This is a genomic window from Streptococcus sp. CCH8-H5, assembly GCF_001556505.1.
In the GTDB taxonomy this organism is placed as follows: domain Bacteria; phylum Bacillota; class Bacilli; order Lactobacillales; family Streptococcaceae; genus Streptococcus.
Window position 1 is genome coordinate 41,316 of record NZ_LSIZ01000025.1, and the last position, 12,848, is coordinate 54,163.

The following is a 12,848-nucleotide window of genomic DNA, read 5'->3' on the forward strand; positions in this document are numbered from 1 at the left end:
ACGTTTTTTAGGGCCTCTGATTATCTATAATCGCCCTATTATACCATAAATGAAAAGGTTTTGGCAGAATGAAAGGTAATGAAAAAAGAGCTGACGCTCTTTTTCTAAGAATAGTTATCCTATAACCATTCTTTGTATTTCTTAATATAGATATGCTTCACAAAGGTAACACTAAGCATATATAAAGTAATGATGATAAACAAGAGAATGAAATAGAGACCGTTTAGATGGCTGAGTTTTAAGAGACTAGCCAATGGACTGTATGGAAGAGAAGTCACAAAGAAAGCAGCAAATAAGGTTGTCACAACAACTGATAGTGCTGGGTGACTTTGAATAAATGGTAGTTTTGGTGAACGTAACATGTGGATAACCATGGTTTGAGACCACATAGATTCGATAAACCAACCTGTTTGGAAAATAATGATAAAGGCTGCTGCTTCTGGTGAACCATGAACATAGCCATGCCCCAAAATCATTGGCACAATGATGAAATAGAGCAAGATATATGTCAAAATATCAAATACGGACGAAATAGGTCCTATCCAAGCCATGAAACGCATGATTGATTTAGCTTCCCAGATATGTGGCTCTTTAAGAAATTCCTTGTCCACATTGTCAAATGGAAGGGCGATACAAGAGATATCATAGACAAGATTTAGGACAATCAAATGCACAGGTGCCATTGGTAGGAATGGTAAGAAAATGCTGGCAAAGAGGAGAGAAAAGATATTCCCGAAATTTGAAGAAACGGTCATCTTGATATATTTGGTCATATTAGCATAGACCTTCCGTCCTTCAACCAAACCTTTTTCCAAGACCATTAAATCCTTATCAAGCAAGATAACATCTGCAGTTTCTTTGGCGATATCAACAGCTGTATCCACAGAAATCCCCACATCTGACACCTTCATGGATGGGGCATCGTTGATACCATCACCCATATAGCCTACCTTATGCCCATTTTCCTTAAGGCTTAGGATAATTCGTGCCTTTTGGTCTGGGGATAACTTAGCAAAGACTGTTGTCGTTTCCACAGCCTTAGCCAAATCTTGATCTGACATGGTATCAAGATCACTTCCAAGTAGAATGTGCGTCACATCTAGACCAACTTTTTCACAGACAGCCTGTGTCACCTTATCATTGTCTCCAGTCAAAATTTTTGTGGTCACACCATATTCCGCCAAAGCCTTGATAGCAGGTGCTGCTGATGGTTTTGGTGGGTCAAGGAAGGCAAGATATCCCGTCAAAATCATATCACTTTCATCTTCGACACTAAAGACGTCATTTTCATTAAGCTGTGATTTGTAGCTAACACCGAGAACACGCAAACCTTGTTCATTCAACTGTGCAACTTCCGCAAGGACTTCCTCACGAACATCGTCAGTCAATGGGATAATGTCTCCCTTGTATTCCACATAGTTAGAAACAGAGAGCATTTCTTCAAGGGCACCTTTTGTCACCATGCTAACAAATCCATCAGTGTCTTGAACAATGACACTCATGCGACGACGTTCAAAATCAAAAGGTAGCTCATCAATCTTGTGGAAGGTCTGGTCAAGGTCACGAACGATGTCATGTTTCTTAGCTTCTCTTTCAGTTCGGCTAATAATGGCACGGTCCATAAGATTTTTTAAGCCAGTTTGGAAATAAGAATTAAGATAGGCTCTCCGAAGTACTGATAGGTCAAGGTCACCATGGATATCAAGAGGGTACTCAAGAACGATTTCATCCTGAGTCAGGGTTCCTGTCTTATCCGTACAAAGGATGTCGATAGCCCCTAGGTCTTGAATAGCATTAAGTTTTTTGATGACCACCTTTTCCTTGGCCATAATGATAGAACCCTTGGCAAGACTGGCTGTGATAATCATCGGCAACATTTCTGGGGTCAAACCGACTCCCACACTAAGGGCAAAGACGCCGGCTTCAAGCCAGTCCCCATCTGTTAAACCGTTAATCACAAAAACAACAGGAACCATAACCAACATGAGTCGAATCAAGAGCCAAGAAATGGAATTCATCTCACGTTCAAATGAAGTTGGTTCGTCATAAGTATTGATGGTCTGCTCAATTGCTCCCATCATGGTTTCATCACCAACAACTAAAACCAAGGCTGTTGCACGACCAGAGATAACATTAGTTCCCATGAAAGCAAGGCTCTCACTTTCAAGCAGGCTCTCTAGATTTTGACCATCTGCTTTAGCCAGACAAGCTTTTTCCACAGCATCACTTTCACCTGTCAAGCCAGACTGTTGAACAAAGAAATCACGAGAATCTAGTAAGACCACATCAGCCGGAATCATATCTCCCGCACTTAGTTTGACCACATCTCCAACCACAATTTCATCAATTGGGATTTCTTGCTCACTGCCATCTCGAAGTACTGTTGCTGTATTGACAATCATGCGAGACAAATTACTGGCAGCCTTGTCGCTACGAAGTTCTTGAATAAAACGGATACCACCAGATATCAAAACTAGAGTGACAATGATGATAGAGGTCGTTGGGTCTTCTTCACCCGGTTTAGCAAGCCAGACATTGGTGATAAAGGAAACCAGAGCAATGACTAAGAGAATAACAGTAAAGGGATTGATGATAGATTCATAAATCTTTTTGATGATAGAATCCTCTTGTCCTTTGGTTATGACATTTTCCCCATAAAGGTCACGGTTTTCTTCTACTTGGTCTTCCTTCAAGCCATCCAAGTGAGTCTTGTAGCGAGTAAGGGTTGTTTCAAGTGGCTCTTGAAGAGCAGCAATAAGTCTTTCTTTATTTGTTGACATTGGAATCTCCTTATTTAATCAGGAGCCAATCACTTATGGAGTCCCTAAGACACTAATCAGCGATTGACTGGTTAGGTGCGGTTCGGGGTGATCGTCGATTAGTCTCATAGGTTTCTCCTTTCATTTTTTTATATAGTGGGTGGACCTCAGACAAAAGAAAAGAGTCCTACCCATATACAGGTAAGACTCTATAAACTCGAGGTTGATTTTTTAATAGATTCTGTCAAAAAATGGACCGTTCAAGCTTTAGCTCCGCAAGGCGATGAAATGAGCTTAGTCTTGACCTTGGCAATCAGGACTGTTGACCAACGAGTAGTGTCTCCACTGCTTTGCGGTAGTCATCCGTATCCTTGTGGTAGCCTCACCTACCGTATTTCACTGAAAATAATACTCCTAAGGCAGTAACTTGTCAAGGGGAAAAGTTACTTTTTGCTTGAGTGGGTAATAAAAAAAGAGCTTCCGCTCTTTTTTGTAAGATATTCTTTTGTAAAATGGATTTTTTTAGACTTTCCTTAAGTGAGTGCGGACGTCAGCGTACTTCTTCGAAGCTCCATGACTAATTTTTGAGCCCTTCACTTTTTAATTTCTAGACTCAGGCTAAAACAGTTCCCCAAACTGTTTTACTCTCAAAAATTCCGAGTTCTAGAAATACTTGTATTTCTAGAACTTTTCTCACAGCGGAAAGTCTCGTTAAGTGCTCGCTTTGCTTGCTAGAAACAAGTCAAATCAGGAATGTCATTATTTATCCTTGACCGGTGTTAAAATGATGTCTCCATAATATCATCGCCTAGAGAAATTGTTTTATCATCTTTAAAAATTAAAAAAGAGCACTTGGTTCTTTCCTACTTTCTTTGCTTGATATAAGTCCCTTGTAGCTTACCATGTAAGATGTAATCCACAGATTTGAGCTCATCAACAGTTTGACAATCAAGGGCACACATGATGAGACGAAGGTCATCTTTCCAGCCATTAACGACAGCCACAACCTTATCCACAGGGTAACGTTCTACCAATTCAAGGACTGTTCGTGAGAGGCCAACGCCTTTTACTCCTAAGACCAGACATTTAACCATATCGAGTGGATTGCGCACTCCGCCAGAGGCTAGGATTTCCACATTATCACGAAGGTCTTGGGCTTGCAAGAGGGTCTGAACGGTGCTTTGTCCCCAGTCATTGAGGTAATCTCGGTTACCGCCTCTACTATTTTCAATATAGGCGAAGCTAGTCCCACCACGACCTGAGATATCCACAGTTTTGATGCCCTGAGACATGGCGTAACGAATGGTTTCCACATCCATACCAAAGCCGACCTCCTTAAGCACAAGAGGAACCTCTATTTTCTGTGCATAAGCCGCCACATTTTCCTTCCAGGTATGGAAAATACGCTCTCCCTCAGGCATGAGAAGCTCCTGCATAAGATTAACATGGAGCTGTAAAAAGACTGGGTTCATAGCTTCCACCGTCTTAATGCCCAGGTCCACAGACTTATCCACACCGATATTAGTCGCTAGGTCTAAGTCTGGAAACTCTTGGCGATAGTCAAAGGATTCTGGTGCTTCCCCCTTTAGAGCAGCACTATAGGACCCCGTCACCATGAGAATACCTGTGCGGCTGGCCACCTCAGCTAGTTTTCGATTGACAGCCCCACCCTTGGCAGAACCACCTGTCATGGCATTGATATAAAAAGGAAAGTCCCAATCTCGTCCCGCAAAATGTGTGGACAAGTCAATCTGATCTAAATCATAAGTCGGTAGAGACTTGTGGATAAGTTCCATATCGTCAAAACTATTGTAGGGCGACTGGTACTTAAGGGCATAACGGATGTGATCGTCTTTACGATTTGTCATAGGTTATTTCTTTACTTTCTTGCGTGATAATGTCTACTTAGCTGACCCCTAAACCTCATACAAAAGCTCTATACCTTCCTGTTGCCAACGCTCGACTAGAGCAGCTCGGCTAGCTTGGTCAAAGGCAAAGGCGATACCACAGTCTCCACCTCCTGCTCCAGAGGACTTAGCAATGGCATCTAGGCCTTGCTCAGCTTCTTTGAGTTTTTTCAGCTTGGCCACATAAATATCTGGACTAAGTGATTCCAACTGGTCACTGACAGTTTGAAGGCTGCTCTTAAGCAAGTTCTTATCTCCTGTTTCCAGAGCCTTGATAGCAGCTTGAACAGCCGCTTCAGTTTCACTTAGATACTTGCTTGATATACGAGATTTGGCCATCTTAACCATGTCTTTTGAAATAGCAGCTTGCTTGGTCCACCCCACCAAAAAGTGAGCTTGGAGAACTGGCACTACAGGACTGATACGATAGTCCCAGTCTTTATCCAAAAGCTCTGATAGAGTTATTTGGTCTATAAGCTCTGCTATTTTTTCACGGTCAAAAGAACGATAGGAAATCAGATCCTCGTATACGATACAAGCTAAATCTCCCATAGAACCATTATCTCCTTGCTTGAGGAGGGTGTAGCTAGCTAATTTAAAGAGAATGTCTTTGGATAAGTCTTTCTGAAGGGCTGCTGCCAAGGCATTGAGGGTCAATACCACAACAGAACCCGAAGAACCGATACCAAATTTAACCCCATCTCGTTCCAACTTTCCAGTGATGGAAAGGTCCAGAGCGGGTAACTTCTCACCACAAAAGGCCTCAAAAGTATTCAAGGCCTCTTGAATGAGGGCGTAATTTGCGTCTGGCTCACGACTAACACTATAGTCAAACATGTCTGAGGACAACTGGGTAGTTTGTGCTTTCTTGACCTCTGCTGACATGAAAATGGGAATAAATTGGATTAGGGCTGTCTGCCCAGCTGTTAAGACTGAGTATTCTCCAGCAATGTAGAGTTTCCCACCTGTTTTTACTGTGACCTGATTGACCGACTGCTTAGGCATCTGGTAACTCCTTGGTGCGTGAAACAATGACCTGATAGTCCTTACGGAAGTGGTCTGCTAGGCGGTCTAGGTCTTCTTCCAGACAGAGCACCTTAACATTTGGTCCTGCATCCATAGTAAAGTAACACTGCTCACCAGAGGCACGGAGAGCCCTAACCTTGTCCATAGCCTGATAAGAGGCTTCCGTTAGATATGAAAATGGTGGGTTAGCCGTACTTGTTGTTTGATGCATACGAAGAGCATTAGCTTCAGTGAGCTCACCGACCGCTTGGAAATCATTAGCCTTGAGGTAGTCTAACATATCCTTGTAATCCTGCTCAGACTGTTTAATCCACTCTGGGAAAGAAGTCGATGTTTCGGTACACAATTTCATACCGTCACGGCTTGATACGGGTTTCTTTTGATCTGTCAAAACCAGCATAATCATAGCCAATTTGAGGTCTGTTTCCACTTGGTAAACTTCACCGCTATCCTTGTCCCAAGCTGCCAATGGTCCAAAGAAGGACCGTGATGACGAACCTGAAGCAAACTTGGCAATTTGAGCCAATTCAGACTGCGTTTTTCCGACTTGGAAGAGCTCGTTGGCTGCTTTAACTAGGGCAGAAAGTCCTGAGGAACTTGATGATAGACCCGCTGCTGTTGGCATGTTGTTCCAAGTTTCAATCTTGACATGTTGGTTTGGATTAGTACGGAAGAGATCTAAAACCTTGCTGGCCTTGGTTGTTTCTTTTTCCCCTTGGAGCTCATCATCTATATACATGACATCACCAGTCGCATCCTCAGGCAGAAAAGATAACTTGGTTTCCGTATACATATTTTCCAAAGTCAGTGAGATACTACTGGTTGAAGGAATCATACGCTCCGCATCCGCCTTACCCCAGTATTTGACAATAGCAATATTTGCGTACGATTTGACGCTTACAGGCTTTCTATCCACGTGTTTACGGCTCCTTTTTCTTGAAGTTTTTTAGCAATCGTTCGGGCTTGGTCTTTAGTACTTGTCAGTGCAATAATACAGCCACCAAGTCCTCCACCTGACATCTTGGCTCCCAGTGCACCTTGCTCCAGAGCAGTTGCTACTAGAAAATCCGACAAATCACAAGACACCCCTAAAGATTTAAGGTGATTATGGGCTTGAGACATGAGCTGTCCAAGAGTATTTTGGTCCTTAGCTTCGAGGGCGTGTTCTGCCTTCTTACTTAATTCGCCCAGTTGGTTGAGATCTGACAAGGCATCTAAACCAATAGCCTCAACCTTTTCCACAGCCTCACGGGTATTTCCATGGATACCCGTATCAGCAATGACCAGATAGGCACCTAAATTGACCTCGATTTCCTTGAAACCGATATTACGCGTAAAGCTAATGGCTTTGTCACTCAAGCAGGTCTTTGCATCTAAACCACTAGGTTTACTATGGGCAATGGTCTCCGCCTGATGAACTAGCATTTCCAAGGTCTCCTGGCTAAGCTCCTGATCAAAATAATCAAAGACCGCACGAATAGCCGCAATGGCTACAGCCGCAGACGACCCCATGCCACGCTTTTCAGGAACACTAGACTTAATAGCATAGCTGATAGGCTGATTCTTGATTTCCAGATAATTAAGCGCTGAAAAAATCGCTGTCGTCAAGGGATCTTGAGCCTTGAGCGTCAAAGGAGTCTCAGCCGCCTGAATCTGACAGACAACCTCAATATCCTTAAGAGGGAGGGCAAGGGCAGGATGACCATAAACGACCGAGTGCTCCCCCATCAAAATAATCTTACTGTGAGCCTTGCCCACTCCTACTTTCTTAGTCATAAATTACACACACTCACAGACGAATTTGCAGGCGAGTGTCTTTCTAGATTTTTCATACAGATTCTAGTGGTGACTCAAGGTCAATCAAGCATTCAAAGGAGACAAAGAGCACCAATCTAAGGAATTTTCCTATGTCACTTCTATCTTATCATCAAAGCGCAAAAAAAGCGACATCTAACCTAGAGTGTCGCTTTGTATTAGAGATATGTTTTCAAAAAAAGAGCCTTTCGGCTCTTTTCATTTTAAATCGCAAACAAATCGTTTAGGTTTTCAGCCATAGTTGGGTGAGTAAAGATTTGTTTAGCCAAATCTGTGTATGGAATGTGATGATTCATCGCTAGGGTAATTAGATTGATAATTTCATGAGATTCTTGACCAAAGAGGGTCACTCCCAAAATTTCCTTAGTTTCAGGATTTACCACAGCTTTGAAGGCACCACGCAAATCGCCATTAACATGACCACGAGGCATGCCAGCAACTGGAAGTTCCTTGACAGCAACTGGTCCACCTGCTGCTCTGGCTTGATCTTCAGTAAGACCAACTTGTGCCAAAGGTGGGTTGAGGAACATGGCAGTTGGAACTGCTCCACGTGTTTCAAGGTTATAGCTACCATCCCCTGTCAAGTAATTAAAGACAATACGGAAATCATCTAGTGAAATGTAAGTGAATTGGAGACCACCATTAACATCACCCACCGCAAAGACACCAGGAACACTTGTTTCTAAATGCTTATTAACCTGAATACCGCCACGTTCTGTCAAGGCAATATCTGTATTTTCCAAGTGAAGGGGTTCGATATTAGGCTTGCGTCCTGTCGCATAGAGGAGAGCATCAAAACGAAACTCACCTTTGTCAGTAACAACGACAACTTCATCACCGTCATTCTTAACTTCAGAAGTTTTAACACCTTGCTCAAAGACAATGCCGTCCTCTTCCATGTATTCCTTGGCCAACTTAGCAATAGATGGCTCCACACGTGGCAAGAAGCTAGTCGCAGCATCCAAGACAGTCACTTGGCTTCCCAAACGGTTAAAAAGGCCAGCAAATTCAAGACCGATATTACCACCACCTAGGACACCCAGACGTTTTGGCAAGGCTTCAAGGGTTTGAATACCAGTTGAATCGTAGACATGCTCAGTTGTTGTCAAGCCAGGAATAGGCAAGACATTAGATACAGCACCAGTATTGATAACAATAGTCTCAGCTGTAAGCTCTTGGCGGTCATCACCAGCCACTACTTCAATAACCTTATTTGACACAAAATGTGCCTCTGCATCAATGACATCAACGCCATTGTCTGCCAACATTTTATAATTCTTAGCATTAAGACGACCAGTCACTGCACCACGTTCCTTCATGGTGTCGTCAAATGACCAGCCCTTCTCAGCCGCAACAATCATAGTCTTGGTTGGGATACACGCAATATTAATGCAAGTACCACCATACATCGCTTTACTGCGCTCGATGACAGCAACTTTCTTACCAGCTGCATTCATCTTAGCAGCCAGAGTTTTACCGGCTTTACCGAAACCGATAACAATCAAATCATAGTTTAACATTTCTGTATCCTCCTATCTATTGCCATTCTATCATTTAATTTTTCAGACTGCACATATCTGATCCGTAAATCAAAAAGGGGAAGTTTAGTAACCTCCCCCTAGTTCAATATAGAAGCTAAACTGTAAGACTTTAAAATAGTCTAGCTAGAAATAACTACTTTTTAGACTCACCCCATTTTCCTAATCACATAGAGGGAAACGAATCATAAAGCTACTCCCAACATCTTCTTTAGACTGAATATCAAGTTCTGCCCGGTGTAACTCTGCAATATCTTTGACAAAGGATAAACCTAACCCAACACCACTATTGAGCGATTTGTTTCGAGAATCTTCGACCTGATAAAAACGGTCCCAGATTTTATTGAGCTGGTCTTCTGAGATACCAATACCATCATCTGCCACTTTTAAAAGAGCCTGATTGTCCACCCTTTCAAGAGTAATGGAAATACTAGTACGAGTAAATTTCATAGCATTACTCAGCAGATTATCTAGCATTCGGATGACAAGTAACTTCTCACCCTTTATCCATAAATTGGGTTCAATAGCTACTTTAAAATCAATAGCTGATTCTGCCCACTTTCTTTCTTGTGCCTGGCAATATTCTGATATCAGGCTTGACAACGATAATCTTTCTAAATCATTCCAATTAAGCTTCTGAGTTTTAGACAACTCCAAAATTTGCTCCGTCATATTTTTCATTAATTTCGCCTGACGGTTTATGATAGTATGGGATTCTTTGGATTCTTCCAGACTATCAGCATATTTCGAACCAAACTCACTTTCAGACAAGATGACAGAAAGTGGTGTTCTAAGTTCATGAGAAACATTTTGATTAAACCGCTTTTCTTTCTCAAAAGTCGACTGGACCGATGATATCATGTCATTAAAAACTTTGGTCAATCGTGTCGTTTCAACATAAGACAGCTTATAAGAAGAGGAAACACGTTTAGTGTAGTCTCTACTTTCTGTAATCTCTTCCGCCATCTGAGTCACATCTTTAATTGGCACAAATGCACGTTTTAAAATTCGACGTCCTACCCATGCCATACCAAGAATTGAAATGGGAGCAAGAATAGCTATCGAAATTAAAAACAAGGTTAATTCCTTACTCAGTCCAGATGCGGTTCGCACACCACGAATCCACTTTCCTTTCTTGGCATTATAAACATCGTAATAATAATAGTTCATTTGTGAACTGCTATAGGTAGATAATTTACCAGACTTAAAGGAAGCATTCGCATCAAAATCACTTGGGAGTGCCCCTTTTTCAAACTCCTTATTTTGATTGTAGAGTGCAAAATAGATACCATCATCAAAGGATTCAAAATCATCAAGATCCGTAGACAATTCTACCGTTTCTTGTTCCAACTCACTTCGTGATTCATAGTCAGACCAAGTTCCTGATATGATAAAAGAGGCTACAAACATGACAATGAATAGTAAGGAGACAAACACTGTATACCAAAGTGTTACCTTCGAAATTATAGAGAGTTGTTTAGTCTGATTCTTCATTTTTGAAAACATAGCCCATGCCCCTCTTTGTCTGAATAATTGACGGATTCCCCAATTTCTTTCGAATATTCTTGACTAGCACATCAATGATATTCGATTCTCCCACATAATCAAAATCCCAAATATGCTCTCTAATTTGCTCCCGACTTAAAACAATATTCGGGTGTCTAACCAGGCATTCAAGAAGTTCAAATTCCTTAGAGGTTAAGTCAATCAGCTGGCCATTTTGAGTCAACGTTTTTTTCACAAAATCTAGACAATAGTCTCCAAAAACCACACTACTGGTTAGATTTTCCCTATTATCTCTTCGAAGCATGACACGAATTCTAGCTAACAATTCATCGAATTCAAAAGGTTTTACGAGATAGTCATCTGCACCAGCATCCAAACCCGTCACCTTGTCTTCTAGTGTATCTTTTGCCGTTAACAACAAAATCGGTGTCTTAATATGATGATTTCTCAAGTAGGACAATACCCCCAAACCATCTAATTTAGGCATCATAATATCTGAAATAATCACATCATACTGTGAAACTTTGATGTAATCCAATGCCTCTTGACCATCATAAGCCGAATCAACACTGTATTTTTGTGTCTTTAATAATTTCACTATGCTTCGGTTCAAGTCAACTTCATCTTCAATTACTAATATTTTCATAGACATCTACTCTCACTCTCTTATCCCATATTATATCATGTTCGTATGAAAAATCTCGGCTAGTAAAGGACTAGTCGAGATTTAGATTTTTAATAACTAAAATTAATCTTTTTCTGTTTCAATGTCTTCTTCTACAATTTGGCCTGTATTAGCATCAAGTTCAAGATCAATCTCTTTCTTGCCCTCAGTTAGACTAACGTCATAGACAAGTGTATTATTCTCAACATCTAATTGCAATTTTTCAATAGTAGACTTAGGATATTTAGATTTAACCTGACTTTCAGCACCAGCTAAATCAATCTTATAACTAGCATTAATCAATTGCTTATCATCCTTATCCTTGGTCAAGTCTTTCGTTTTAGACTTCAAGACATCCCCTGTCTGACCATCAATTTTGTACTCCTTCTCATTTTGACCATCAAGAATAGTAATTTCAAAAACAGTTTTTCCAAACTTAGCCTCTTGCTCATAACCGATTACCTGACCACTTTTTGATTCATTGAGAGCTTTTTCTTTGGCTTGGTCTACCGTCAAACTTGATTGGGTAGTTGACCCAGTACTTTTAGTAGCTTTAGCAGTATTAGCAAACACTACTACTGAACTACATGCGAGACCAAGTGATGCAAGTGTGATAACTGTTTTTTGTTTAATTGTTTTTTTCATGATATGTTCCAACTTTCTTTTTTATTAACTTATCAAGTTTCTCTTGATGATTTTATTTTAGCTAAGAAAGATGAATCTAAAATGAATAAATAACTTTTTTACTATTTTTTTTGATTTTTTTAGAGAGAGTAAGTGGTTAGATTTATTTTTATGAGTTTGCTGCCTAAGCATTCTTTCGCAGAAATTCTAATATCATTTTATTAAATTGATTACTTTCAATAAAGGCCGCGTGCCCCTGTTTGCTAAACTCATAATAGGAGGCTTTTGGAATGCTATTTGCAAGTTCCCTTGCACCACCCACACCCAGAACTAAATCGTTTTTGGCTCCCAGAACAAGGGTCGGACAAGTGATTTTATCAAGCGACTTATAGCAGTCAAACTCAAGAATAGAGTTGGCTAAACGGACAAATCGTTCTTGTTTTTCAACACTCACAGTCTTCAAGAATAGTTTATTAATCACATATAATTTCTTTAAAACAGGTGACGAAAATGTTTTACACATTGAATCCTTATTGAGCTTAGCTATCTCACCATTTTCTACCATTTCAATCCAGCCTCCAATGGTTTCTCTACTGATATCATTATTTCGAGAGAATGTCAGAGCTAATACTAGCTTTTTCACCTTTTGAGGATACTTGATAGCAAATAGCTGAGCAATCATACCTCCCTGTGATATGCCTATGATAGGAGCATTATCAATATGTAATTCTTGCAAGGACTGATAAAGGTCATCCGCCATATCCTCAATAGTAATGCCTTCTTCGATGTGGTCCCTTCTATCAAAAATATAGACCGTATACTCCTTAGCGTATCGATAAAATAGCGAGTAAATGGCAAGGTTGGACATATCACCTAATCGTTGCAAACTTAATCCCGTAATGATAATAAGAGTTTTGTCTCCCTTACCAAAAGTGACATAATCTACACCTGGGTCCGACAAATGATTTCTTTGAATGGTAAACATTATCTACACACTTTCTATTGTAAG

10 protein-coding genes and 1 riboswitch are annotated in these 12,848 nt (G+C 40.7%); all 10 genes read right to left on the reverse strand.

What is annotated here, in order from left to right; all coding sequences use genetic code 11:
- Positions 1 to 119: 119 nt before the first annotated feature.
- A complete protein-coding gene (mgtA, locus tag AX663_RS00955) occupies positions 120 to 2,780 on the reverse strand; it encodes a magnesium-translocating P-type ATPase (protein ID WP_002890316.1) in 2,661 nt (886 codons plus the stop codon).
- A gap of 224 nt (positions 2,781 to 3,004) precedes the next feature.
- Positions 3,005 to 3,160, reverse strand: a riboswitch (M-box (ykoK) riboswitch).
- 462 nt (positions 3,161 to 3,622) lie between these two features.
- Complete coding sequence (gene fni, locus AX663_RS00960; RefSeq protein WP_004182971.1) at positions 3,623 to 4,627, reverse strand: type 2 isopentenyl-diphosphate Delta-isomerase; 1,005 nt, start codon at positions 4,625 to 4,627, stop codon at positions 3,623 to 3,625.
- A gap of 48 nt (positions 4,628 to 4,675) precedes the next feature.
- Positions 4,676 to 5,671, reverse strand: coding sequence for a phosphomevalonate kinase (locus tag AX663_RS00965; RefSeq protein ID WP_060972450.1), 996 nt, complete (start codon positions 5,669 to 5,671; stop codon positions 4,676 to 4,678).
- Positions 5,664 to 6,608, reverse strand: coding sequence for a diphosphomevalonate decarboxylase (gene mvaD / locus AX663_RS00970; RefSeq protein WP_060972451.1), 945 nt, complete (start codon positions 6,606 to 6,608; stop codon positions 5,664 to 5,666). Before mvaD ends, AX663_RS00965 begins: the two co-directional genes overlap by 8 nt.
- Positions 6,590 to 7,468, reverse strand: a complete 879-nt coding sequence (gene mvk, locus AX663_RS00975) for a mevalonate kinase (protein WP_060972452.1) — start codon at positions 7,466 to 7,468, stop codon at positions 6,590 to 6,592. Before mvk ends, mvaD begins: the two co-directional genes overlap by 19 nt.
- Positions 7,469 to 7,710: 242 nt before the next feature.
- The gene (locus AX663_RS00980) at positions 7,711 to 9,027 is read right to left on the reverse strand and encodes an FAD-containing oxidoreductase (protein ID WP_060972453.1); all 1,317 of its coding nucleotides are present in this window, start codon (positions 9,025 to 9,027) and stop codon (positions 7,711 to 7,713) included.
- A 180-nt stretch (positions 9,028 to 9,207) separates the two neighbouring features.
- Positions 9,208 to 10,551, reverse strand: coding sequence for a sensor histidine kinase (locus tag AX663_RS00985; protein WP_037602050.1), 1,344 nt, complete (start codon positions 10,549 to 10,551; stop codon positions 9,208 to 9,210).
- On the reverse strand, positions 10,523 to 11,197 hold the full coding sequence (locus AX663_RS00990) for a response regulator transcription factor (protein WP_037602124.1): 675 nt from the start codon (positions 11,195 to 11,197) through the stop codon (positions 10,523 to 10,525). Before AX663_RS00990 ends, AX663_RS00985 begins: the two co-directional genes overlap by 29 nt.
- Positions 11,198 to 11,299: 102 nt before the next feature.
- A complete protein-coding gene (locus AX663_RS00995) occupies positions 11,300 to 11,860 on the reverse strand; it encodes a PepSY domain-containing protein (RefSeq protein ID WP_037602048.1) in 561 nt (186 codons plus the stop codon).
- A gap of 163 nt (positions 11,861 to 12,023) precedes the next feature.
- Positions 12,024 to 12,824: an alpha/beta fold hydrolase gene (locus AX663_RS01000; RefSeq protein WP_060972454.1), complete on the reverse strand. Its 801-nt coding sequence runs from the start codon at positions 12,822 to 12,824 to the stop codon at positions 12,024 to 12,026.
- Positions 12,825 to 12,848 lie beyond the last annotated feature (24 nt).

Excerpts from the sequence above, each read along its gene's own strand:
- AX663_RS00980 (WP_060972453.1), bottom strand. The coding sequence starts at position 9,027 with ATGTTAAACTATGATTTGATTGTTATCGGTTTCGGTAAAGCCGGTAAA.
- mgtA (WP_002890316.1), bottom strand. The coding sequence starts at position 2,780 with ATGTCAACAAATAAAGAAAGACTTATTGCTGCTCTTCAAGAGCCACTT.
- AX663_RS00965 (WP_060972450.1), bottom strand. The coding sequence starts at position 5,671 with ATGCCTAAGCAGTCGGTCAATCAGGTCACAGTAAAAACAGGTGGGAAA.
- AX663_RS00995 (WP_037602048.1), bottom strand. The coding sequence starts at position 11,860 with ATGAAAAAAACAATTAAACAAAAAACAGTTATCACACTTGCATCACTT.
- fni (WP_004182971.1), bottom strand. The coding sequence starts at position 4,627 with ATGACAAATCGTAAAGACGATCACATCCGTTATGCCCTTAAGTACCAG.
- AX663_RS01000 (WP_060972454.1), bottom strand. The coding sequence starts at position 12,824 with ATGTTTACCATTCAAAGAAATCATTTGTCGGACCCAGGTGTAGATTAT.
- AX663_RS00990 (WP_037602124.1), bottom strand. The coding sequence starts at position 11,197 with ATGAAAATATTAGTAATTGAAGATGAAGTTGACTTGAACCGAAGCATA.
- AX663_RS00985 (WP_037602050.1), bottom strand. The coding sequence starts at position 10,551 with ATGTTTTCAAAAATGAAGAATCAGACTAAACAACTCTCTATAATTTCG.
- mvk (WP_060972452.1), bottom strand. The coding sequence starts at position 7,468 with ATGACTAAGAAAGTAGGAGTGGGCAAGGCTCACAGTAAGATTATTTTG.